Below are 22,105 nucleotides of genomic sequence, written 5' to 3' on the forward strand. Positions count from 1 at the left end.
TTGCAAGGGCAAGGGCCGAGCGTAAAGCTGCGCGTATGGAGGATAGCGAGACCTTCGCGGAAGAACCCGCCGCACTGGAGCTGGAATTCGCGCCCGCGCGGCTTTCGCTCGGCCCCGCGCGCATTCTGCTGAACTGGCGTCTGGCCGTGCGCAATGTCGGGGAACGGCCTATCGTGGCAATGCGAGTGTGGAGCGACATGGTGCTAGAGGATGCACCTCGTCCAATCGCACCCGGCCCGACATCGGCGAACGCCAAGCTGCACAAGCTCTATATCAGCGCGCCCGGAGAGGAGCATCCGATCTCGAGTGAATGGAATATCCCACGCGACGGTTGGCCCGTCGAAGAGGCGAGCGAGCCCCGCTTCGTGCTTGCCCGCTTTCGGATCATAGCGGCGGGAATCATACCTATCCGGCGCGACTTCCGGATCGGAGGGCAGCCTGCCGACGGCGAGGGCAACCTGGAGCCCCTCGCCATTGCAGGGCGGATCTCGATTCATCCGGAGCTTGCCGCGATTGTCCTTGAACACGCCGCGGTCTAGGCCTGTCGGATGCAGAGCCTGATTTCCGCCGAAGAGCTTGAGCCGCTTCTGGGTTCGCCGGACCTTGTCGTTCTCGGTGCAAGCAAGCATCTGCCCAATGCCGACCGGAAGGCGAGCGCAGAATTTGGCCGAGCGCATATCGCGGGCGCGCGCTTCCTCGATCTGGACACGCTTGTCGACACGAACTCGAGCGTTCCTTCAGCACTTCCGACCGATGCGCAGATCGCCGATCGAATGGCCAATCTCGGCGTAGCGGCCGATACGCGCATCGTTCTCTACGATGACAGCGCGATACGCAGCGCCTGTCGCGCGTGGTTTATCCTTCGCACGGCCGGATGGCGCGATGTGCGCGTTCTGGATTGCCACTTCGCCGCGTGGCGCGCGGCAGGGCGTCCGATCGCGAGCGGCCCCAGCAGCGCAGAACCCGTCTCCGTCTCTACCCACCTCTCGAACCGAAAGAAGGTGCGGAGCAAGGCCGAGATGCTCGCGAACATCGAAAGGCGTGCCGAGCAGGTCGTCGATGCTCGCGATGCCGAACGCTTTTGCGGTTCGATCGAGGATGCCGTTCACGGTCTTCCGGGCGGCCACATTCCCGGCGCACGCAACCTCTTCTTCCGCGACCTGCTGAACGAGGATGGCAGCTTCCGCTCCCGCGACGAACTCGCCGCGGCGTTTGCCAGAGCGAGCATCGATCCCGCCGCGCCGCTCGTCACGACGTGCGGTAGCGGGATGACCGCGTCGGTCGTCCTGTTTGCGCATCATTTGCTGGGCCATGATCATGGCGCGATCTACGATGGCAGCTGGAGCGAGTGGGGGGCGGATCCTTCCCTGCCCGTCGAAACGGGAGCGGCGCGATGAGCGGTGAAAAGCGCAGACCGGCGACCCGGGTGGTCGAAGCGGGCCGATGCCCTGAATGGACCTCGCTCGAAGGGCAACCGGGCGGCATGGTCAATCCGCCGGTCTGGCGCGGCAGCACGCATCTTTACGAGGACACCGCCGACCTGGCGAAAGGCAGGCCGAATGCCGACGGGCATTTCTATTACGGCAGGCGCGGCGGCCCGACGCAGTGGTCGCTGTGCGCTGCGCTGACCGAACTGGAGCCGGGCGCGGAGGGGACGGAGCTGTTTCCGAGCGGCGTCGCCGCCATCGCAGCGACCCTGCTGGCGCTGCTCCAACCCGGCGACGAATTGCTGCTCACCGACAACGCCTATGAACCGACACGCTCCATCGCGGCCGGCATGCTGAAACGCCTCGGCGTGACGATGCGCACTTTCGATCCGCTCGACCCCGATGCCTTTGCCGCAGCGATTTCTGAGCGGACAAAGCTCGCAATGCTCGAAAGCCCGGGCAGCCTGACGATGGAAGTGTGCGACGCCCCGGCCCTGACCGCCATTGCAAAAAAGCATGGCGTGCTGACAGCGATCGACAACACCTGGGCATCTCCACTTGGCTTCGCGCCGCTACAGCATGGTTGCGACGTCTCGATCATGTCTCTTACGAAGCATGTGGGCGGGCATTCGGACCTGATGATGGGAAGCGTCGCTGCTGCAAAGCCGCTGATCGAGCGCATCCGCCTGCACTCGCAATATATGGGACAGGTCGTGTCGCCCGACGATGCCGCGCTGGCTCTCCGCGGATTGCGAACGATGGCGATCAGGCTCGCCAGAACCACCTCAAGCGCGCTTGAGGTTGCCGAATGGCTGGCGCAGCAACCCCAGGTTTCCGCCGTTCTGTGCCCGATGCTGCCCGGTGCGCCGGGACACGATTTGTGGCAGCGCGACTTCACCGGCGGGTGCGGGCTGTTCAGTTTCGTCTTCGCCGATGCAGACAAGAAGGCCCGCGCACGCTTCATCGACGCGCTCGATCTGTTCGGGATCGGCTTCAGCTGGGGCGGCTATGAAAGCCTGGTCATCCCGGTCGACCCCGGACGCACTCGTGATTTCTCCGCCTGGCCGGAAAGTGTCGATAACGGAAGCGGGCTTGGCGCGCGGCTCGCCATCGGTCTAGAAGACCCCGAAGACCTGATCCGCGACCTGGAACGCGGATTTGCCGAAATGGGGACAATATGAGCGCTAGTGCTGCAATACCGACAGAAATGGCAAATCCCGTCGAGGCCGCCGATGAGAACGCTTCGGGCGACCAGTCGGCACAGAGCGGCGGCGAGACTGCGACACCGGAGGAAAACCCCGCGGCAGAGGCTGCCGAGGGCGCCGAAGCGCTGAAGGAGGCCGTCGCCGATACGACACCGACAGTTGGTAGCCTGATCGAGCAACTCGATGCGTGGGGCTTCACCGTCATGGACACGCGCTTTTCCGTGTGGACTGTCCTCGTTGTCGTTCTCGTCATCCTCGGCATTTTTCTATTCGCGCGGATCACCACCGCGCTCGCCAAGTCCGGCCTGAAACGCGCGACGAAGCTCGACGTGTCGCAGCGCCTGCTGGCCGAGAAGGTGCTGACCGTTGCGCTATGGGCGATTGCGATCCTGATCGGGATCGACATTCTCGGCATCGATCTCACCGCTCTTGCGGTGTTCTCCGGCGCATTCGGCCTCGCCATCGGCTTCGGTCTGCAGAAAACCTTCGGTAACCTGATCGCGGGGATCATCCTGTTGATGGACAAGTCGATCAAACCGGGCGACGTGATCAACATTGCCGATCAGGCGGGCAATGAAACTTTCGGACAGATCCGCAAGATCGGCATCCGCGCTGTTTCGATCACCACCCGCGATGAGCGCGAATATCTGATCCCGAATGAAAATCTTATGATCAACCAGGTCGAGAACTGGTCCTATTCCAGTCGCAAGGTGCGCATGCAGGTGCCCGTGGGTGTCAGCTATGGCTGCGACATGAAGCTGTCGCAAAAGCTGATGCTCGATGCGGCGAAGGCCTGCAAACGCGTGCTGAAAAGCCCCGCGCCCACCGTCTGGATGGCCGAATATGGTGACAGCAGCGTCAACTTCATAATCCATTGCTGGATCAACGACCCGGAAATGGGCGTGGGCAATGTGAAGTCCGAAGTGCTGAACACATTGTGGGATCTGTTTCAGGAAAACGATATCGAAATTCCCTTCCCCCAGCGCGATCTCAATCTGCGCGGAAACGAGGAATTCCAGCAGCTCGTCGCCGCCATTTCGCAGCGGGTTTCGGGCAAAGCGGACGGCGGCGACAAGGGGCCTGCCGAGAGCAACTAAAGCTCACCTACATAGTGGGCAAAGCATTCTCGCTGGCGAGCGAAGCCGCGCCCGCGCATCTCGTCTGCCATGCAAAGTGGCACCATCTATCTTGTCGGCGCAGGACCGGGCGATCCGGACCTGCTGACGCTGCGCGCGGCGCGGCTTATCCAGAGCGCGCGGCTCATCGTCCATGATGGCCTGGTCGATCCGGCCATACTCGCGCTTGCCCGCGCTGACGCAAGGCTAATCTCGGTCGCCAAGCAGCGATCGAAGCACACGCTGCCGCAGGACGACATCAACGCCCTACTGGTGCGCGAAGCGCGCGCCGGGCGCGATGTGGTCCGACTGAAGGGCGGCGATCCGTTCGTCTTCGGGCGCGGCGGGGAAGAGATGGAGGCGGCACAGGCTGAGGGCATTAGCGTCGAGATCGTGCCCGGGATCTCCGCTGCCAATGGCGCCGCCGCCGCATCGGGCATCGCCCTCACTCATCGCGAAAGCGCCAGCATCGTCAGCTTCGTTGCCGGCCAGTGCAAGGGCCTTTCCGATCAGGACTGGGCGGGCCTTGCCGGGAAGGGTCGCACGCTCGTCATCTATATGGGCGTGAAGACCGCGCCGCAGATCGCCGAAAAGCTGATGGCAGACGGTCTCGCGCCCGACATGCCGCTCGCGGTGATCGAGAACGCTTGCCGCCCGGAAATGCGCGTGCTGCGCGGCCCGCTTGCCGCCCTGCCCGATCTGGTCGAGGCCGAGGCGGTGAAGAGCCCGGCGCTCATAGTCATCGGCGAGGTGACAGCGCGCGTCGACGGGGCCGTCGCAGCGCTCGCGAAGGAGCTCGCTGCATGAAAATACTGACAGGGAATGATCTGAAAACCGGCGCGGTGGTCTGGTGGGATGGCCGAGGCTGGTCCCCGCATATCGGCGACGCCGTCGATGCCGGAGACGATGCGGTGGATATTCTCGCCCGCGAGGAAGCCGCCCGCCGCGTCAATTCGGCCTACGCACTCGATGCCGAAGCCAGCGAGGAAGGCCCGCGCCCGGCGCATATCAAGGACCGCGTTCGCGCGCTCGGCCCGACCGTGCGCCCCGATCTTGCATATAAGGCTGCCGAAGAGCGCGGCTGGGACTGGGTGATCTGATGTACCAATACGATAAATACGATCAGGCGATGGTCGATGCCCGCGTCGAAGAATTCCGCGATCAGGCGCAGCGCCGCCTGGACGGCAAGCTGACCGAAGACCAGTTCAAGCCGCTGCGGCTGATGAACGGGCTCTATTTGCAGCTGCACGCCTATATGCTGCGCGTCGCTATTCCCTACGGCACGCTTAACTCGCGCCAGATGCATGCGCTGGCGGACATCGCCGACAAGTATGACAAGGGCTACGGTCACTTTACCACGCGCCAGAATATCCAGTACAATTGGATCAAGCTGGAGGAAGCGGCGGACATCCTCGCCGATCTTGCCGAGGTGGAGATGCATGCCATCCAGACCAGCGGCAATTGCATTCGTAATATCAGCTCCGATCATTTCGCCGGCGCTACGGCAGACGAGGTGGTGGACCCCCGCCCCTATGCCGAACTGCTGCGCCAGTGGTCCAGCTTTCACCCGGAATTCAGCTATCTGCCGCGCAAGTTCAAGATTGCCGTGATCGCGTCGGCGAAGGATCGCGCAGCGATGCGCCTGCACGATATCGGCATCCGCATCGTCGAGCGTGAGGGAGAAATCGGCGCGCAATTCTACGTCGGCGGCGGCATGGGTCGCACCCCGATGATCGCTCCGCTGATCCGCGATTTCGTGCCCATCGACCAGCTGGTCACTTATGCCGAGGCGTGCCTGCGCGTCTACAATCGTCATGGCCGACGGGACAACAAGTACAAGGCGCGCATCAAGATCCTGGTCCACGAAATGGGTGCGGAAGAATATGCGCGTCAGGTGGAAGAAGAATTCGCGCATCTGCTGGAACAGGGCGTCGAATCGCCGCTGGCAGAGATGGAGCGGATCAAGGCGTTCTTCGCGCCGCCTGCTTTCGCCACCGGCCTCACCGAACGCGCAGATCGCGGCGATCCGGACTTCGCGCTCTGGGTCGATCGCAATTGCCAGCCACACAAGGCACCTGGCTACGTTTCCGCCGTCATCAGCCTGAAGCCGGTCGGCGGTATCCCCGGTGACGCTACGGCGCAGCAGATGCAGCTGATGGCGGACCTCGCCAAGGAATACAGCTTCGACGAGTGCCGGGTGCTGCACACCCAGAATATCGTGCTGCCGCATGTCGAAATCGGCCGCCTTCAAGAGCTCTGGACGAAGCTGGAGGCGGCGGGCCTTGGCACGCCCAATCTGGACCAGATCGGCGACATCATCGCCTGCCCCGGCCTCGATTATTGCAGCCTTGCTAATGCCCGCTCGATTCCGGTGGCGCAGCGCATTGCCGAGCGTTTCGATGCCAGCGGCAAGGGCGATACGTTGGGCGAGCTGAAGCTGAAGATATCGGGCTGCATCAACGCCTGCGGACACCACCATGCCGGCCATATCGGCATTCTCGGCGTCGACCGGAAAGGCGTCGAGAATTACCAATTGCTGCTCGGCGGCAGCGAGGCGGAGGATGTCTCGCTCGCAAAAATCACTGGTCCGGGCTTCGATGAAGCGGGCATTGTCGCCGCAGTGGAAACCGTTGCCGACACCTATCTCGCCGAGCGACAGGAGGGAGAGCGCTTTCTCGACACCTATCGCCGCGTCGGCATGGCGACATTCAAGGAGGCGCTTTATGGCTGATGCCCAGCTTCCCGCGGAAGGCGGTCTCGGCACCGGGCGAGACGAGGTCCAGCTGCGCTATCGCAATGACGAGGCGGCCGATGCAGCGCAGGTGACGGTCGACGCCTTCCTGGCGCAGGACGATGCCGCCGCAGTGCGCATCGAACCGGGCGATAATGCCCGCGATTTGCTGCCGCATCTCGCGCGTATCCGCCTCGTCGAGGTAAACTTTCCGACTTTCGCAGATGGCCGCGGATATTCCGCAGCGCGCCTGCTACGCGAGCATGGCTATACCGGCGAGCTGCGCGCCGTGGGCGATGTGCTGGTCGACCAGATCGCCTATATGCGCCGCTGCGGATTCGACAGTTTCGCGCCCGAGCGCCCGCTGGAGGAGAGCGATGTTCAAGCCGCGCTCGACCGCTTTCCGCACGATTACCAGGCCGCTGCCGACGCGGCGGTGCCCATCTGGAAGCTCCGGCATGGCTGACTCGGCCCGCGAGCTGGACGTCATCGACACAGCCCCGGCGTTCACGCAGGCCGATGCGGACGCACTCAATGCGCGTTTCGCAGGTGTCGGCGCGCTCGAAATGCTCCGGACGCTGTTTGCGGAAGGCGAGCTTGGCGAAATCGCGGTCGTATCCAGTTTCGGCACCGAGAGCGCCGTGCTGCTCGATCTCGTGGCGCGAGCGGACCCGAACATTCCCGTCATCTTCGTCGATACGCTGAAGATGTTTGCCGAGACGCTCGCCTATCGCGACACGCTGATCGAGCGGCTCGGCATCGAGAATGCGAGCGTGGTAACGCCCGACCCGGAGACGCTCGCCGAGAAGGACGAGAACGGCCTTCGCTGGTCATACGATCCCGATGGATGCTGCGCGATCCGCAAGGTAGAGCCGCTCGCGCGCGCCAAATCAGGCCTCGACGCCTGGATTTCGGGCCGCAAGGCGTTCCAGTCGCATACCCGGCAGAACATTCCCCGCTTCGAGCTCGAGGATGGGCGGCTCAAGCTCAATCCACTCGGCGACTGGACGAAGGACGATCTCGAGGCGTATTTCCTCGAGCGCGATCTTCCTCGGCATCCGCTGGAGACAGAAGGTTTCCTCTCGGTCGGCTGCGCACCCTGCACTTCCCCGGTCAAGCCGGGCGAAGATGCCCGAGCCGGGCGCTGGCGCGGCTGGGACAAGACCGAATGCGGCATTCACGCGCCCGGCGTGGAGCCGTTTCTCTAAAGGCCGGCGACGGCTAGCGAAAGCAGCGAGCCAAGCACGAGAGCCAGGCCGAAACCGCGCAGGGCGTGCAGACCGCCGCGCGCGCGGCCGACGCCCAGCATCCGCGCGAACCAGGCCGATTGCACCCAGAGATACCAGGCACTCACCGCCGCCATGACAAACAGGCCTACCACTCTCTGCTCCGCGGCAATGAACAGAATCCCTACATCCCAACCCAGAGCGAACGGCGCTGCGACGAAGCATTGTGCGTAAAATGGCAGGCGCAGCGTGTTTCGATCCAGGGACCGGCCTTGCGCCCGCAACATTCGAAGCGAAAGCATCAGGGGAAACAGCGCGAAGAAAACGAGGCGGAAAGCGATGAGATTGCGGTCGTCCGCAAACACGCCATCGGAGACAACATTCAGCCCTTGCGCCAGCTCGAAAATATGAATCAGGCCGAGCGAAATGGCGAGAAATATCGGCGGGCTGAGCGAATCTGAATAACGATCCTCCTCCGCGTCAGCGAGCTCCTCATCGGCATAATCCATCAGGCGCAGCGGATGGACGATGGATCGCCACAGGGTGAGCGGGTAGAAGACGATCCATACCATCAATTCGTAGAGCAGCTGCTCCAGCGACTTGATGATCTTCATGAAGTCCATCGCACGTCCCCCTGCCCACTGTGGCTATATCACAGCCACTCCTGCTCAAGATACCAAGCTGCCGTTCGCGCGAGACCGTCGCGCGTGGAGATCTGCGGCTGCCACAGTTCGGCGGGCACATGCTTGTCCGGGTCGGATACCCAGTCGGGATGTGCCATGTAACGCGCCCGATCCGGCGTCAGCTTAGCTTTCGCGCCGCGCAAAGCCCGGTCCAGCTTTGCCGCTGCTGAGAGCAGCCCCGCCGGCATCGCTGGCGCGTACACGGCCTTGCCGAGCGCCGCCCCGACCGACTTGGCGAAATCGGTATGCGACCACCCGCCGGGCCGGCCATCATCGGGTTCGAAAATGCGGTCCGGTGCATCGGCCTGAGTAAGATCCAGCAGCAAGCGCGCCAGATCCGCGACATGAATGACGGACATCCGTCCCGGGGGCGGCATCGGCACGAAGCGCCACTTCGCCGCGCGAAACAGCTCGAACATCTCCGTGTCACGCGGCCCGAAGATCGCCGGTGGCCGCACGATAGTCCAGTCGAGGCCGCTCACCTGCACCACCTCTTCGGCAAGCCTTTTCGAATGGCCGTATTGCGACAGCGACGGCTCGCGCGCGGCGAGCGAGGACACATGGATGACGCGCTTCGTCCCGGTCTGCCGCGCGGCTTCGACGACGTTCTGCGTGCCCACGACATTGCCTTCATGGAAGCTGGCCTCATCGGGCGCATTGACCACGCCCGCGATGTGCAGGACCGCAGCAGAACCGTCGCAAAGCTGCTGCAGGGCGTCCGTAGCGGCGAGATCGCCGCGCACCCAGGTCACCCCCTCGCGCGGCTTTTGCTCGCGGCGGGTCAGCGCCCGCACCGCACGGCCGCGGCGCGCAGCTTCATCGAGCACTGCCTGCCCGACAAAGCCCGTGCCGCCGGTGATAGCGATCGTCACATCATCACCAGGTGATCGCGGTGGATGACGGCGGAGCGTGGCGCGTGGCCGAGTATGGCTTCCAGCTCTCCGCTCTGCTTGCCCATGATCGCTTCGACATCGTCGGCCGAATATTCGACCAGACCCTTGGCGATTTCGCGACCGGCCACGTCCAGCACCTGGATGATGTCACCGCGTTTGAAATTGCCCGCGACCCTCGTGATGCCAGCGGCCAGCACGCTGTTGCCATCGCGCAGAGCAGTCACGCAGCCATCGTCCACCGTCAGCGAGCCGTTGAAGCGCATTCGTCCGCCGATCCAAGCACGGCGGCCGCTATCCTCGCGTTGGGGAACGAAGATCGTGCCCGCCTGCGACGCCATCGCTCGGGCGAGCGGATTTTCCGGACGGCCATCCAGGATTGCTAACGCGATCCCGGCGCGATCGGCGATTTCCGCGGCAAGCAGCTTGGCAGTCATGCCGCCCGTGCCGACGCCTGAGCCGGATTCGCTATCCGCCATATCGTGGATTTCCGCGGTGATCCCGCGGACCTCGGCTAGCCGCTCCGCCTCAGGATCGTTCGGATGGCGATCATAAAGGCCGTCCACGTCGGTGAGCAAAATGACCCCGTCGGCATCGCAGGCCTGCGCCACGCGCGCGGCCAGCCTATCATTGTCGCCGAACTTGATCTCTCCGGTGGCAATCGTGTCGTTCTCGTTCACCACCGGCACGACGCCGCTTTTCAGCAATCTGCGGATGGTGGCGGAGATATTGAGGTAGCGACGGCGGCTTTCGAAATCATCCAACGTCAGCAGCATCTGTGCCGCCACCAGCCGCCGCTCTGCCAACAATTTCGACCATACCGACGCAAGCTCGATCTGTCCGACTGACGCCGATGCCTGTGCCTCGGCCAGCGTCCGCCTGCCACCGTCCGGGAAGTCGAGCTTCTTCGCGCCGATGGCAATGGCACCGGAGGAGACCACCACGACCTCGATGCCGAGTTCGCGCGCGGTGGCGATTTCATTGACTATGGTGCGCAACCATTCCGCCTCGACCTGCCCCGTCGCATCGACAAGCAGCGCGCTGCCGATCTTGATGACCAAGCGTTTGCAAATGGACGGATCGCGAAAATCGAGAAGAGACTGGATAGGCATTGCGCCCGCGTCGTTAGCCAATCGCCCGCCTGCTCACCAGACCTATCCGAGCGGAGACCACGGCCGATCCTCCTCGGCGGCGAAATCATCCTGATCGATATCGCCGGAGGGATTTTCCGTCATCGTGCGATCGGGAAGATAGCCGAGAACCGCGTCGAGCAGCGCTTCAATCCCCGCGCCCGTAGCGCCGGAGACGGGAAACACCTGATCTGCGCCCGCCGCCTTCAATTCGTCGCCGAATGCTTCAGCCAGTTCGTCGTCCGCCAGATCGACCTTGTTGAGCGCAACCAGTCGCGGCTTGTCCTCTATGCCTTGGCCATAAGCGGCGAGCTCTTCCTCCACGATGCGCATCGCTTCGGCGGGGTCTTCGCCATCGATGTCGATCAGGTGGATCAGGACGCGGCACCGTTCGATATGGCCGAGAAAGCGATCGCCGATGCCCGCGCCTTCCGCCGCGCCTTCGATCAGCCCGGGAATGTCCGCCAGTACGAATTCGCGCCCCTTATGCGTGACCACGCCGAGCTTGGGGATCAGCGTGGTAAAGGCGTAATCGCCGACCTTTGCCCCGGCATTGGAGACGGCGTTGATAAAGGTCGATTTGCCCGCATTGGGCAGCCCGACCAGGCCGACATCGGCAAGCAGTTTCAGCCGCAGCCAGACCCACATCTCCTCGCCCGGCTCGCCCGGCTGGTGCTGGCGGGGCGCGCGATTGGTGGACGACTTGTAGGACGCGTTGCCACGCCCGCCCATGCCGCCTTCCAACAACACCTCGCGCTGGCCTTCATGTGTGAAGTCGACGAGAACTTCTTCCTTGTCCTCGGATAGGACCTGCGTGCCGACGGGCACTTCGATGACGAGATCGTCCGCGCCTGCGCCAAAGCGATCCTTGCCCATGCCGTGCTCGCCACGTTTCGCTTTGAAATGCTGCGCGTAACGGAAGTCGATCAAGGTATTGAGGCCCGGTACCGCCACAATGACGACATCGCCGCCCCTGCCGCCATTGCCGCCATCGGGGCCACCGAATTCGATGTACTTCTCCCGCCGAAACGACACCGCACCCGGTCCGCCAGCGCCGGATTTCAGAAAGATCTTGGCTTGGTCGAGAAAATGCATCTTTTGTTCAGCCTCAAATGCCGGCGGGGGCATCCGCCCCCTTGGCTTTCCTCGCCTACCCCTTCGCTTCGCTGCGGGTCGGCTGCGGGCGCGCAGTCGCGCTTGCGGCCTTGTCAGGCCGTCTGGTGATCTTCGCTAGCCTGTCGTCCGGTTCGCGACAAGCGAACCGCAAAGGCCAACCGGCCGCCCGGACCTGCCCCGTCGCGCAGCGGAGGGAGCAGCAGGGAGGAGGCAACCGCGGATGCGGATGCACGAAACAAGCTGAACCAGGTTTCGAGCGAAGCGAGGAAACTGGTGGAGCCGAGCGGAATCGAACCGCTGACCTCGTCATTGCGAACGACGCGCTCTCCCAACTGAGCTACGGCCCCGTTCCAGTGTCCCTTCTCGCAAGCAGTCGGACCGCCGCGAAGGCGCGCCTCTTAGCGAGACTCGCGGGGCGATGAAAGGCAAAAAACGTCAACCGCCCGATCGCCCCCGATCGCATCTATTCGCTGGCCTCGTCATCCTCGGCGGGGGCCGGGGGAACGACCACGGTCTCGTCCGGCAGTGGCTGCACAACCGGTGTGCGGTTCTGCGTATCGTCGACTGGAATCACGGGGATGGCAGCCCCTGTCTCCTGATCGGGCACGACGACCGGATCGGCGGGCACGAGGCCGGTGACGGCGACACCGGCGGCCTGCTGCTGCGCAGGCGTGCCGTAGATCGCGACCCAGCCAGGCTGCGATCCGCCATAGCGCGCACCGTATCGGGCATCCCATTCGGAAGAGGCGACCTGATAGGCCTCGTAGGCGGTGTAGAACTGCTCGAACGCCATCTCGAAGCGCTGCAGACCCTGCGTCGCGAAAAGCGGGAAATTGTCCGGCCGGGCGGTCAGATACTCGTTTGCAACATCGAGCGCGGTGGCGCAGAGGTAGCGGCGCGCGGCGGGCGAGGCGTAGTAATTGTAAAGTTCGGTCGAATGCGCTTCGCGCAGGCGAATGCCCGCACGGCGTTCGCCACCGGCCTCCTCGCGGAAACGCGCATCGATGCGCTGGTTCACGCCGCGCAGGATGTCGTTTTCCTGCTGCAGCATTTCGCCATACGCATCGAGGATCGGCGCATGGATATCACGCTGACAATTGAGTGCCGCGACGTTCCACCCGGCGCGAAAATGCCAGATCGCTTCATCCTCCGGCAAAGCGGTGTTGATCGTCTGCCGGATGCCGAAAGCGTCTTCCCGCGGAATGGTCATCGAGTAAGCGGCCTGAGGCGGCGGCAACGGGCGATAGGGGACCGCTTCCACCACGGGCGGTGGCGGAGGGGGAGGAGGCGGTGGTGGCGGCGGCGGAGGCGGCGTCGTGGCGCATGCGGCCAGAAACGCCGCGCCCGTGGCGGCAATCATCACCTTGCTGGCAATCTTGCGGATGGAAATCGGGGGGTTCATCATCTGGCGCATGGTCCTCTCGTCCACGAAGATCGTGGGAACGTGGTTAAGCTGCGCTGACTAAAGGCCCGAGCGCCAAAAGAAAATGCCCGGGAAGCACTTATGCTCCCCGGGCGATCCGTTGAAAGTTCGCTTGCGGCGCGCTTTGAGCCGCTGCGCAAATTCCTATTCGCGGCTGCCCATGAACTGCAGGAGAAACAGGAACATGTTAATGAAGTTCAGATACAGGCTCAGCGCGCCCATCACGACCATCTTGCCCAGCGGAAAAGCCGCGGCGACAGAGGGATTGGTCATCTTAGCCTGCTGGATGGTCAGATAATCCATCTTCAAGCGCTGAGTGTCGTATGCAGTCAAACCTGCGAACACCAGAACTCCGATGAAAGGGATCGCCATCGCAAGCCCTTCCGACTGTATGAACATGTTGGCGACCATCGCAATGATGAGGCCGACCACGCCCATGACAAGGAAGCTCCCCCAACCGGAAATATCCTTTTGCGTAGTGTACCCCCACAGGCTCAAGCCAGCAAAAGCGCCGGCCGTTGCAAAAAACGTCACGGCGATTGACGGGCCGGTGTAGACTGCAAAAACCGAAGAAAGCGATAGGCCCATGAGGACAGCAAATCCCCAATACATAGCCTGCAGCGTGACGGTCGAAAACTTGTTACGACCAAAGCTCATCGCAAAAACAATCGCCAGGGGAGCAAGAGCCACAATCCAGCGTAGCGGACCGGTCATGATCTCGATAGCCAAGCCAGACTGCCAGGTCAGCAGCGCGACGATACCGGTCAGCATGATGCCCGATGCCATGTAGTTGTAAATCGACAGCATGTGCTTGCGCAGGCCGGCATCGAAACTCGTGCGGCTTGTCACATCGCCCGTCTGGCTCGGCGGCACGCCGAAACCCTGCCGGGTCGTGCGCTCGTCGTTCCAATTTGCCATGTTTTCAAAACTCCGTTGCCCGGCCTCCCGTATGGGCCGGCGTAGAGACAATATCGGGATTTTTCGGGCAATTTTCAAGGGAAACCAGGCCATTTGACCAAAGTGTCGTATTAACCCTGCAACCCGCCTATTTGCGCGCTTCCCTGGACATCTCGATGCTGCGATCGCGGGCTGCGCGCAGGGTTTCGGTCATCAGCCTGGTCAATGCTTCGTCCTCGTCCAGCACGTCCATCCCCTTGCGCGTCACGCCGCCGGGGCTGGCGACCATGTCGGCGAGCTTGCCGGGCGGATGCTCGGATCGCGCTGTCAGGGCGCTCGCGCCCTCAGTCATCGCAATCGCCAGTTCGCGCGCCTGATCCTCCGGCAGACCGAGCCGGGTCGCACCTGCCGCCAGCGCGTCGATGAAGCGATAGACAAAGGCTGGTCCGCTACCGGCCAGCGCGGTAACAAGATCGAAGCGGTCCTCTCCCACCCAGGCGGGAGTGCCGAGATGGTCGATGAAGGCGACCAGATCATCGCGCTCCGCCTCGCCCAGTCCCTCTTCTGCCAGCGCGACGGGCGACTTTCCGATCGCACAGGCGAGGTTCGGCATCACCCGCACGACAGATCCCGCATCGGGGAAGCGTTCGCGCAGTGTCTCGAGCTGCACACCGGCAAGGACCGACAGCACGCTCGCTCCCTCCACCACGCCCTGCAAGGTCAGCGCAATGTCGGCAAGCATGTAGGGCTTGAAGCCCAACAGCACGGCGTCGAACACGCGGCCATCCGGCACTTCGCGCAGCAATTCGACATCGCCCGGCACACTTGTGCGCGTGGGCGTTACAACGGTGAAATTCTCTCGCGGCAGACCGGCGGCAAGCCAGCCTTCGAGCATAGCGCCCGCCATGTTGCCGCAGCCGACGATCAGGATCTTTTCAAATGTCATGGCCGCGCATTTCGGATGCAGGCGAGGAGAGGTCAAGCCTCTCCCGCAGCGTCCACCAGCGCGGCATCCAGCGCCTCTCGCGGCCCCTTGTCGCCCCACAGCACGAACTGGAATGCCGGGTAGAACCGGTCGCACTCCGCAATGGCGCTTTCGATGGCATGCTGCGCCATGTCGAGGCTGAGCATGCCATCGTCGCCAAGCATCAAACCGTGACGATACAGCAGCATGCCTCCCTGCGACCAGATATCGAAATGCCCGAGCCAGAGCTGTTCGTTGATCAGCGCCAGCAACTCGAAAGCATTGCGGCGCTTGTCCTCGCCAACGCGAATTTCCGGCAGACAGAGCAATTGCAAGACCCGGTCCTCGCGCCGCCAGATGCCGCGCAGCTGGTATGTCGTCCAACTGCCTGGGATCTCGACCGTAACCTCGTCGTCCGACACCTGCTCGAATGCCCAGCCATGCGCCTCGAAAAGCGCAGTGAGCATCTCCACCGGCGCCGCGTCGTCGGCCCGTTCGATGATCTCGCGTTCGGTGTTCATGCTGTCCTGCGACCCTTGCCCTTCATGGACATGCTTAATGCGATGGCAGGTATTCTTCACGCAATCGAGCGACCGTTCGCGGCTGGGCAAAACGCATTTCGCCTGTTGGCAAGGTGTGCACAAAAGCCTCCCGCAAGGAGGCGGGCCGATCAGTCGACGGGGCGGACCTCTTCGCCTTCGGCGCTGGTGAAACGGAACGCATCGACGCCAGCCCCGGCCAGTTCGGTGACGAATTGCTGCGCGGCGCTGCGCGAATCGAACGGACCGGTCAGCAGTCGATTCGTCTGGTTCCACGGCGTCGTGAAGGGATCGCGACCTTCGAGCAGCCCGTCCGAATTGCGCACGATCCGGCGCCAGTCGAAACGGAATGCCGCAATGTCCTGCCCGGTCGCGACCTGCACCCAGTGGCGGCTCGGATTGGCGGGCGGAGGCGGCGCGGCGTCCGGCTCGGCCTCGCGCGCCGGCGTGATCGCGGTGATATCGACGGCGTCGGCGCTGCGCGGAACGTCCATCCCTTCGGCAGGCAGGGTGAAGTCGGCGAAAGCGCTCGCCAGGTCGACCTGCTCTTGGGAGGCAGGCTCGGCCTCGGTAATGGAAAAGGACGGCCGCGCCTCCTCGGCGGGCGGGAATGCCGCGGCATCGTCCAGCGTCACAACAGTGGCGGCATCGGGCTGCGCTGGCGCGGCTGCCGCCGGAAGCGGGGCCGAGATCTCGCGCGTAGCGACGGTCGGTAGCGTCGTCGCAGATCCGGTGGCGGGCAATTCCCCGCCCGTGCTTGCCGGCCTGCCGAGCGGTTCACCCGTGGGTGTCAGCCTGTCATTCGCCGGTACAGGGCGCGCCGGTGGTGGTGCGGGCGCTGGTGCCGCAGCGACGACCGCAGGCTCGCGCCCCATGCGCGAGGCAGGCGGGAAACGTCCGAGATTGGCCGCCGCCGCCTGCTGGCCGGTCGTCAGGCTAGGCATATATCGCAAGTACGGCGCGAGGCGGCTGGCGAAACGCGCGGGCAACATCGTCTCGGCGATGGTGATCGCTTCCTGATCCCGACCCAGAATGGCGAGCGCGAAGGCGCGCGTGCGATAGGCGCGGCGGTCCTGCCGCTGGAGAAGCGGCAGCAGGGTCGCCTCCGAAGCCGCCGCATCGCCGGACATCGCATATGAAAGAGCAAGGCGACGGATCACTTCGTCGCTTGGCTGGCGGCTCAGCGCCTGCCGGTAATATTGCTGGGCGCGCACGTTGTTGCCGATGAGATCGTAGGCGAGCCCGCGATCCCCCGCATGCGCGGTAACGGACGTTCCCTGATCATGCGCATTCTGGAACAGCTGAACAGCCGCCAGTCCCTCGCCCCGCCGAACGGCGACCAGCGCCAGCCCGGCCAGCACGCGACCATCGTCGGGCCTGCGGGCCTGCGCGCGATTGAAGAAGCGCAGCGCCGCGTCCACTTCACCCAGAGCCAGCGCGGCCCTGCCCGCCTCGAGCAGGGCGGGTATGCTGTCGGGATTGCGCGCCAGCCGACGCTCGGCGGCGGCAAGCTGCGCACTTGCCGCTTCGGGAACCGGCTGCACGATTTCCTGCGCAGCCGCGGAATGCGGCGCGGCAATGGCCGCCATCCCGAGCGCGGCCGATGAAAAAGCGAAGAGAAAAGGGGGCGATGTCGTCATGCATCGCGCCCTATCGCGAAACGCCTGAACCGGGCGAGAACAATCGCCCCCGAACATACGATAAGCCGTGTCCGTTACTGGTTGTTCTGACGGCCGAGGAACCGCGGAATGCGCATGGAACCGCCATCCTCGTCATCATCGTCGTCTTCGTCATCGGCTTTGCCCTGACGGGAGAGATTGGCCATCCGCTCGAACAGCGTGCTGCCGCCGCCGGATGGTGGAGGAGTCGGCGCTGCAGGTGCTGGCGAAGCTGCTGTCGCTCCGCCCGCGCCGGCGCCGGCATTGCCGCTGTCGCCAGCACTTTCCGCGTCGTCACTCCCGTCGGCACCGCCAAGCATGCGCGCACGCCGTCCGCCAGCAGGCTGGACCGGCTCGTCCACATCGGCGAGGCGGCTGGCATCGAGCAGCAACTCGTCGCCGTCACCATGGTCAGCGGCATTGCTTCCGTTCTCGCCTTCGCTACTCGCTGCGGTATCGTCGACGGCATCGGCACCCATGAGGTCGAGCGTATTGCCTCCATCGCCGGGAACCTCTTCGCTCTCGATCGGATCGGAGGCGAAGCCGTCTCCAACCGAGCCGCCGAAGCTGTCATTCTCGGTCGGCGATGTGAGCGTATCACTCGGCTTATCGCGGGAGGTCGTCTCAGTCTCGGACATGTCGAGTTCGGCTTCCGACGCGGGCGAAGCTTCCGACGCGGGCGACGACACGTCATCGGCCTCGTCCATCGCGGACAGTTCAAGCGCATCGTCCTCATCATCGGCGGAAAGATCGTCTTCCACCGGAATGGGGATTGCCGGGCGGGACGGCCCACGCGCGGCGGAAAGATCGAGCGGGCGCGAAACATCGGCAGGCTGTTCGCCGGTCTGCTCTATGCCCGTCGCGACCACGCTGACGCGAATCTTGCCGTCGAGTTCCGGATTGAAGGCACTGCCCCAGATGATGTTTGCCTCCGGATCGACCAGCTCGCGAATATGGTTCGCGGCCTCGTCCACTTCGAGCAGCTTCATGTCCTCGCCGCCGATGATGGAAATGATGACGCCCTTCGCGCCCGCCATGCTCACGCCGTCGAGCAAGGGATTGGCAATGGCGCGTTCGGCCGCTTCGAGCGCGCGGGCATCGCCCTCGCCCTCGCCCGTGCCCATCATCGCCTTGCCCATTTCGCCCATGACCGAGCGCACGTCAGCAAAGTCGAGATTGATCAGGCCCGGCATCACCATCAGGTCGGTGATGGAGCGCACCCCCTGTTGCAGCACCTCGTCGGCCAGCAGGAACGCTTCCTTGAACGTGGTTTCGGCCTTGGCCACCAGGAACAGGTTCTGGTTCGGAATGACGATCAGCGTATCGACGTTCTTCTGCAGTTCGTCGATGCCACTTTCGGCACTGCGCATCCGGCGTGTGCCTTCGAACAGGAACGGCTTGGTCACGACGCCGACGGTGAGGATACCCTTGTCGCGCGCGGTCTTGGCGATGACCGGCGCAGCACCGGTGCCGGTGCCGCCGCCCATGCCGGCTGCGATGAAGACCATGTTGACGCCTTCCAGCGCGCGCTCGATGTCTTCCACGGTCTCTTCAGCGGCAGCGCGGCCGACTTCGGGCCGGGAGCCTGCGCCGAGGCCCTGCGTGATGTCGGGGCCGAGCTGGATGCGGTGCTCGGCGGCAGAGGAATTGAGTGCCTGCGCATCGGTATTGGCGACGATGAAGTCGACGCCCTCGATTTCGGACTCGATCATGTTGGCGATGGCGTTTCCGCCCGCACCGCCGACACCGATCACGGTAATGCGCGGACGAAGTTCCTCGACGGAAGGCGGGCCGATATTGATGCTCATTCCAAAATTTCCCCGGTCATACGCGGGCAGGTATCGCGCGCGCGTAAAATATCTCGCCCCAGCAATGCCATAAAGCCACCTAGGGCACGAAGCGCTTTACGGTAGTATCCACAGCCTTGCATAGGCCTAGAAATACTCCTTCATCGCCGACCAGACACGCATGACCGAGGCGATCGGGCCGTAGGATCCGGTTTGCATGAAGCGCGAGCCGACCGAGCGGATGTCCACCGGGTCTTCCGCGGCGTAGAGAACGAGCCCGGCCAGCGTGGCAAAACCGGGCGCGCTATGCGCTTCCGGCAGGCCCTTAAGCGCCACCGGGCGGCCGATGCGGACCGGCACGCCCAACGTGCTCTGCGCATAATCCGCGAGGCCCGCCAGTTCCGCACCGCCACCGGTGATGACGACCTGGCGCGCGCGCGATCCCGGCTGGCCGCCGGTGAAGCCCATGCCATCCAGAGCCTTGCCGACGTCGCGCATCAGCGCATCGAGCTCTCCGGTGATGACGCCGATCAGTTCGGCGCGCGGCACCTGATTGCGATCGTCCGCCCCCCGCGCGACGGGCCCGCGGGCCTGCTCGCCGGGTGCGGTGACGGGGATCATCTCGCGGTGATCGGTCGGGCTGGCGATGGCAGATCCATTGACGCATTTCAGCCTTTCGGCCTGGAAACGGCGAATGGAAAAGGCGCTGGCAATGGCATCGGTTATATCGCCCGATCCCTTTGGAATGGCGGTCAGCCCGACAAGCATGCCCCCGGCATAGACTGAGACATTCGTCACTTCGCCGCCCATTTCCACCATCGCCACGCCAAGGTCGCGCTCTTCGGCGGTCAGGCAGGCGAAGCCGGTGGCGAGCGGGCTGGCGACCACGCCTTCGACTTCGAAATGCGCGTTCTGCACCGACTCCATAACATTGCGCATCGGCGCGCCATCGGCGAGCATGACGTGAATATCGACGCCCAGCCGCTCCGCATGCAGCCCTTTGGGATTGGCCACGCCATGTGCCCCGTCGAGGAAATAGCAGGCCGGTTGCGCATGCAGGACGCTGCGGCCATCGGGCGCGATCGTCTCGCGCGCGGCAAGCAGCACGGCCTCGATATCCTCTTCCTCGATCCGCCTGCCGCCGACCTCGATCTCCACCGGGCGAATTTCACTCGTGAGCCCCGCGCCCGAACAGCCGATCCACACACTGTCGACGCTCGTGCCCGCCAGCCGTTCGGCCCGGTCCAGCGCATCGCGAACCGCATGGGTCGCCGCCGCCATGTCGACGACATAGCCGCGCGCAATGCCCTGGCTGGCGCGGTGACCGCTGCCCAGCACTTGCATCTCACCATTCTCGGTAAGCGCGGCGATCATCGCGGAAATGCGGAAGGAGCCGATATTGACCGCGCCGATGACGCGCGCGATGCGCTGCTGGCTGGCCATCAGCTGTCTTCCCCCGTTTCGACTTCCTGCGCCTCTGCCCGGCCCGGCACGCTCATATACATGCGCGGCGCATTGCGCAGGTCGAAGCTCACCGCTTGCCCGCCGATCAAACGGTTGCGCCCGTCTGCCTGCGCAAAGCTGATCAGCGCCGCTGCGGCCTTGGCCTCGCCTTCCGGCAGGGCGAGACGCTGATCGGTAGCGAAGGTCAGGTTCCAGCGGCGATTGCCGACCCATTCGGCGCCCTTGATCTGGCTCTGCAGGGCAGGCGCAGCATCAAGCAGCGCGGTCAATTCCTCGACGCGGTCCTGCGCGCCGGGGCCTTCGATCAGCATGTAATCGCCGGCATCGGCGCGGGCGATCGGCTCCAGCTCCACGCCCGTGGGATCGATCAGCATCAGCCTGTCCGCACGCGCGAGCACGGCGTGCGGTTCCCGCTCGATGATATCGACCACCAGCGTGGCGGGAAGCTGGCGCGATACGCGCGCATCGCGCACCCATGACAGCGCCAGCAATTCCTCTCTCAAGCCATCGAGATCGACACGGGTCATGGCGAGATCCTGCCGCCCCAGGGCGCGTTCGTAGACCGCCATTTCGTTCATTCGCTCGGTGCCGCTGACCTTGACATTGGCGACGCGAAAGCCGGCATTGGAAGCGACATGGGCCACGCGATCGGAGGCCACCGCGATCGCGCCGCTGACTTGCGCGAGAAACAGCAGACCGGCGATCGCGCCGGCAAAGATCAGGACGGTGAAGGCCTTCTGCAGCTGTTCCTCGGTGAAGGGCAGCATGCCGAGCGCCCGGCCGATGACGGACCTGCCTTGCTTTCGCGCGTTCCGCATGCGCTGGCTGTTGCCCTGCGCGCGCGCCTGGCGCCGCACGCCCTTCGCCTTGCGGGTGACCTTACGCGCCATCGCCCATCTTCCCGGCGCGGCGAAGCGCATCCTCGACGATCATTTCGCACAGGCTCGGATAATCGATGCCGCAATGCTTGGCCTGCTCCGGCACCAGACTGAGCGGCGTCATTCCCGGCTGGGTGTTGGTTTCCAGCACGAACAGCCCGACCTCGCCGCGCTCGTCGTCCCAGCGGAAATCCGTGCGGCTGGTGCCGTGGCAACCCAGCACGCGGTGCGCCTGCTCGGCATAGCGAAGGCACAGTCCGGCAATGTGGTCCGGAATATCGGCGGGGAAGACATGGGTCGTTCGCCCATCAGTATATTTGTGCTCGAAATCGTAGAAGCCGCTTTCGATGATCAGCTCGGTCACGCCCAGCGCCTTCGTGCCTTCGCCGGTATCGATCACCGCCGTGGTCAACTCGCGCCCGCGGATATACGGCTCCGCTAGCAAGGTTTCGAATTGCTGCCACGGCCCCTTCGCATCGCGCGCGATCGGATTGCCGCAATCGCTGTCATCGGTGACGATGGCGACGCCGACCGAAGACCCCTCATTGACGGGCTTGAGCACATAGGGCCGCGCGATAGGATCCGCATCGTGCAGCTCCGCCGATGTGACGATGCGCCCGCCCGGCATCGGAATTCCGTGCGGCACCAGCGCCTGCTTGGTCAACTCCTTGTCGATGGCGACGACCGAGGTCGCGAGGCCCGAATGGGTGTAGGGCACCTGCATCAGATCGAGCATTCCCTGCACCGTGCCGTCCTCTCCGGGGACGCCATGGAGCGCGTTGAACACCACATCAGGCGCGGCTTCGCGGATTTTCGCGGCGACATCACGATCCATATCCAGCCGGGTGACGCGGTGGCCCGCGCTCTCGAGCGCATCGGCGACGCCCTTTCCCGACATGAGCGAGACTTCGCGCTCATTAGCCCAGCCGCCCATCAGGACGAGAATATGACGGGGTCCAAGACGCGCCATCA

22 protein-coding genes and 1 tRNA gene are annotated in these 22,105 nt (G+C 64.1%); 9 read left to right on the forward strand and 14 right to left on the reverse strand.

What is annotated here, in order from left to right; all coding sequences use genetic code 11:
• Positions 1–35 precede the first annotated feature (35 nt).
• The 9 genes from D6201_RS06035 (at position 36) to D6201_RS06075 (ending at position 7,686) form a co-directional block, all read left to right on the forward strand.
• Positions 36–539, forward strand: a complete 504-nt coding sequence (locus D6201_RS06035; RefSeq protein WP_120047989.1) for a hypothetical protein — start codon at positions 36–38, stop codon at positions 537–539.
• 9 nt (positions 540–548) lie between these two features.
• Positions 549–1,397, forward strand: coding sequence for a sulfurtransferase (locus D6201_RS06040; RefSeq protein WP_120047990.1), 849 nt, complete (start codon positions 549–551; stop codon positions 1,395–1,397).
• Positions 1,394–2,608, forward strand: coding sequence for a cystathionine beta-lyase (gene metC / locus D6201_RS06045; protein ID WP_120047991.1), 1,215 nt, complete (start codon positions 1,394–1,396; stop codon positions 2,606–2,608). Before D6201_RS06040 ends, metC begins: the two co-directional genes overlap by 4 nt.
• Entirely contained in the window at positions 2,605–3,729 is a 1,125-nt protein-coding gene (locus D6201_RS06050; protein ID WP_242447450.1) for a mechanosensitive ion channel family protein, read from the forward strand. The genes metC and D6201_RS06050 overlap by 4 nt, the downstream gene beginning before the upstream one ends.
• 69 nt (positions 3,730–3,798) lie before the next feature.
• On the forward strand, positions 3,799–4,554 hold the full coding sequence (gene cobA, locus D6201_RS06055) for a uroporphyrinogen-III C-methyltransferase (RefSeq protein ID WP_120047993.1): 756 nt from the start codon (positions 3,799–3,801) through the stop codon (positions 4,552–4,554).
• Positions 4,551–4,847 carry a DUF2849 domain-containing protein gene (locus D6201_RS06060; RefSeq protein ID WP_120047994.1) on the forward strand — a complete coding sequence of 99 codons (297 nt, stop codon included), beginning with the start codon at positions 4,551–4,553 and terminating at the stop codon, positions 4,845–4,847. The genes cobA and D6201_RS06060 overlap by 4 nt, the downstream gene beginning before the upstream one ends.
• The gene (locus D6201_RS06065; RefSeq protein ID WP_120047995.1) at positions 4,847–6,478 is read left to right on the forward strand and encodes a nitrite/sulfite reductase; all 1,632 of its coding nucleotides are present in this window, start codon (positions 4,847–4,849) and stop codon (positions 6,476–6,478) included. The genes D6201_RS06060 and D6201_RS06065 overlap by 1 nt, the downstream gene beginning before the upstream one ends.
• The gene (locus tag D6201_RS06070) at positions 6,471–6,944 is read left to right on the forward strand and encodes a DUF934 domain-containing protein (protein WP_120047996.1); all 474 of its coding nucleotides are present in this window, start codon (positions 6,471–6,473) and stop codon (positions 6,942–6,944) included. The genes D6201_RS06065 and D6201_RS06070 overlap by 8 nt, the downstream gene beginning before the upstream one ends.
• Positions 6,937–7,686, forward strand: a complete 750-nt coding sequence (locus D6201_RS06075; protein ID WP_120047997.1) for a phosphoadenylyl-sulfate reductase — start codon at positions 6,937–6,939, stop codon at positions 7,684–7,686. The genes D6201_RS06070 and D6201_RS06075 overlap by 8 nt, the downstream gene beginning before the upstream one ends.
• Here the strand turns inward: D6201_RS06075 and D6201_RS06080 are convergent.
• The 14 genes from D6201_RS06080 to D6201_RS06150 all read right to left on the reverse strand — a co-directional run bounded on the left by D6201_RS06080 (position 7,683) and on the right by D6201_RS06150 (position 22,103).
• Positions 7,683–8,318 carry a hypothetical protein gene (locus tag D6201_RS06080; RefSeq protein WP_133303955.1) on the reverse strand — a complete coding sequence of 212 codons (636 nt, stop codon included), beginning with the start codon at positions 8,316–8,318 and terminating at the stop codon, positions 7,683–7,685. The two genes, D6201_RS06075 and D6201_RS06080, sit on opposite strands and share 4 nt — an antisense overlap.
• A gap of 38 nt (positions 8,319–8,356) precedes the next feature.
• Positions 8,357–9,259, reverse strand: coding sequence for an NAD-dependent epimerase/dehydratase family protein (locus D6201_RS06085; protein WP_120047999.1), 903 nt, complete (start codon positions 9,257–9,259; stop codon positions 8,357–8,359).
• Positions 9,256–10,410 (reverse strand): glutamate 5-kinase, encoded by a 1,155-nt coding sequence (proB, locus tag D6201_RS06090; RefSeq protein ID WP_340137523.1) that lies wholly within the window; start codon positions 10,408–10,410, stop codon positions 9,256–9,258. Before proB ends, D6201_RS06085 begins: the two co-directional genes overlap by 4 nt.
• 21 nt (positions 10,411–10,431) lie before the next feature.
• Positions 10,432–11,502 carry a GTPase ObgE gene (gene obgE, locus D6201_RS06095; protein ID WP_120048001.1) on the reverse strand — a complete coding sequence of 357 codons (1,071 nt, stop codon included), beginning with the start codon at positions 11,500–11,502 and terminating at the stop codon, positions 10,432–10,434.
• A gap of 292 nt (positions 11,503–11,794) precedes the next feature.
• Positions 11,795–11,870 (reverse strand) — tRNA-Ala (locus tag D6201_RS06100).
• Positions 11,871–11,986: 116 nt separating this feature from the next.
• Positions 11,987–12,928 carry a hypothetical protein gene (locus tag D6201_RS12930; protein ID WP_206781624.1) on the reverse strand — a complete coding sequence of 314 codons (942 nt, stop codon included), beginning with the start codon at positions 12,926–12,928 and terminating at the stop codon, positions 11,987–11,989.
• A gap of 162 nt (positions 12,929–13,090) precedes the next feature.
• Positions 13,091–13,864, reverse strand: a complete 774-nt coding sequence (locus D6201_RS06115; RefSeq protein WP_120048003.1) for a Bax inhibitor-1/YccA family protein — start codon at positions 13,862–13,864, stop codon at positions 13,091–13,093.
• A 127-nt stretch (positions 13,865–13,991) separates the two neighbouring features.
• Complete coding sequence (locus D6201_RS06120) at positions 13,992–14,789, reverse strand: pyrroline-5-carboxylate reductase family protein (protein WP_120048004.1); 798 nt, start codon at positions 14,787–14,789, stop codon at positions 13,992–13,994.
• 32 nt (positions 14,790–14,821) lie between these two features.
• Entirely contained in the window at positions 14,822–15,328 is a 507-nt protein-coding gene (locus D6201_RS06125; protein WP_120049237.1) for a type III secretion system chaperone family protein, read from the reverse strand.
• A 149-nt stretch (positions 15,329–15,477) separates the two neighbouring features.
• Positions 15,478–16,986 (reverse strand): tetratricopeptide repeat protein, encoded by a 1,509-nt coding sequence (locus tag D6201_RS06130; RefSeq protein ID WP_165853503.1) that lies wholly within the window; start codon positions 16,984–16,986, stop codon positions 15,478–15,480.
• A 74-nt stretch (positions 16,987–17,060) separates the two neighbouring features.
• Positions 17,061–18,812, reverse strand: a complete 1,752-nt coding sequence (gene ftsZ / locus D6201_RS06135; RefSeq protein ID WP_120048006.1) for a cell division protein FtsZ — start codon at positions 18,810–18,812, stop codon at positions 17,061–17,063.
• 126 nt (positions 18,813–18,938) lie between these two features.
• Entirely contained in the window at positions 18,939–20,234 is a 1,296-nt protein-coding gene (gene ftsA, locus D6201_RS06140) for a cell division protein FtsA (RefSeq protein WP_120048007.1), read from the reverse strand.
• Entirely contained in the window at positions 20,234–21,145 is a 912-nt protein-coding gene (locus tag D6201_RS06145) for a cell division protein FtsQ/DivIB (protein WP_120049238.1), read from the reverse strand. The genes ftsA and D6201_RS06145 overlap by 1 nt, the downstream gene beginning before the upstream one ends.
• Positions 21,135–22,103 (reverse strand): D-alanine--D-alanine ligase, encoded by a 969-nt coding sequence (locus D6201_RS06150; RefSeq protein WP_120048008.1) that lies wholly within the window; start codon positions 22,101–22,103, stop codon positions 21,135–21,137. Before D6201_RS06150 ends, D6201_RS06145 begins: the two co-directional genes overlap by 11 nt.
• Between the last annotated feature and the right edge of the window lie 2 nt (positions 22,104–22,105).

The organism is Aurantiacibacter aquimixticola (assembly GCF_003605475.1).
GTDB lineage: Bacteria > Pseudomonadota > Alphaproteobacteria > Sphingomonadales > Sphingomonadaceae > Alteraurantiacibacter > Alteraurantiacibacter aquimixticola_B.

What these genes read in the sequence shown, in the direction of transcription:
- D6201_RS06080 (WP_133303955.1), bottom strand. Translation starts at nt 8,318, where the DNA reads ATGAAGATCATCAAGTCGCTGGAGCAGCTGCTCTACGAATTGATGGTA.
- D6201_RS06145 (WP_120049238.1), bottom strand. Translation starts at nt 21,145, where the DNA reads ATGGCGCGTAAGGTCACCCGCAAGGCGAAGGGCGTGCGGCGCCAGGCG.
- D6201_RS06130 (WP_165853503.1), bottom strand. Translation starts at nt 16,986, where the DNA reads ATGACGACATCGCCCCCTTTTCTCTTCGCTTTTTCATCGGCCGCGCTC.
- ftsA (WP_120048007.1), bottom strand. Translation starts at nt 20,234, where the DNA reads ATGGCCAGCCAGCAGCGCATCGCGCGCGTCATCGGCGCGGTCAATATC.
- D6201_RS06070 (WP_120047996.1), top strand. Translation starts at nt 6,471, where the DNA reads ATGGCTGATGCCCAGCTTCCCGCGGAAGGCGGTCTCGGCACCGGGCGA.
- D6201_RS06050 (WP_242447450.1), top strand. Translation starts at nt 2,605, where the DNA reads ATGAGCGCTAGTGCTGCAATACCGACAGAAATGGCAAATCCCGTCGAG.
- D6201_RS06065 (WP_120047995.1), top strand. Translation starts at nt 4,847, where the DNA reads ATGTACCAATACGATAAATACGATCAGGCGATGGTCGATGCCCGCGTC.
- D6201_RS06120 (WP_120048004.1), bottom strand. Translation starts at nt 14,789, where the DNA reads ATGACATTTGAAAAGATCCTGATCGTCGGCTGCGGCAACATGGCGGGC.
- D6201_RS06115 (WP_120048003.1), bottom strand. Translation starts at nt 13,864, where the DNA reads ATGGCAAATTGGAACGACGAGCGCACGACCCGGCAGGGTTTCGGCGTG.
- metC (WP_120047991.1), top strand. Translation starts at nt 1,394, where the DNA reads ATGAGCGGTGAAAAGCGCAGACCGGCGACCCGGGTGGTCGAAGCGGGC.
- D6201_RS06075 (WP_120047997.1), top strand. Translation starts at nt 6,937, where the DNA reads ATGGCTGACTCGGCCCGCGAGCTGGACGTCATCGACACAGCCCCGGCG.
- D6201_RS06125 (WP_120049237.1), bottom strand. Translation starts at nt 15,328, where the DNA reads ATGAACACCGAACGCGAGATCATCGAACGGGCCGACGACGCGGCGCCG.
- D6201_RS12930 (WP_206781624.1), bottom strand. Translation starts at nt 12,928, where the DNA reads ATGATGAACCCCCCGATTTCCATCCGCAAGATTGCCAGCAAGGTGATG.
- obgE (WP_120048001.1), bottom strand. Translation starts at nt 11,502, where the DNA reads ATGCATTTTCTCGACCAAGCCAAGATCTTTCTGAAATCCGGCGCTGGC.
- cobA (WP_120047993.1), top strand. Translation starts at nt 3,799, where the DNA reads ATGCAAAGTGGCACCATCTATCTTGTCGGCGCAGGACCGGGCGATCCG.
- D6201_RS06035 (WP_120047989.1), top strand. Translation starts at nt 36, where the DNA reads ATGGAGGATAGCGAGACCTTCGCGGAAGAACCCGCCGCACTGGAGCTG.
- D6201_RS06150 (WP_120048008.1), bottom strand. Translation starts at nt 22,103, where the DNA reads ATGGCGCGTCTTGGACCCCGTCATATTCTCGTCCTGATGGGCGGCTGG.
- D6201_RS06060 (WP_120047994.1), top strand. Translation starts at nt 4,551, where the DNA reads ATGAAAATACTGACAGGGAATGATCTGAAAACCGGCGCGGTGGTCTGG.
- ftsZ (WP_120048006.1), bottom strand. Translation starts at nt 18,812, where the DNA reads ATGAGCATCAATATCGGCCCGCCTTCCGTCGAGGAACTTCGTCCGCGC.
- D6201_RS06040 (WP_120047990.1), top strand. Translation starts at nt 549, where the DNA reads ATGCAGAGCCTGATTTCCGCCGAAGAGCTTGAGCCGCTTCTGGGTTCG.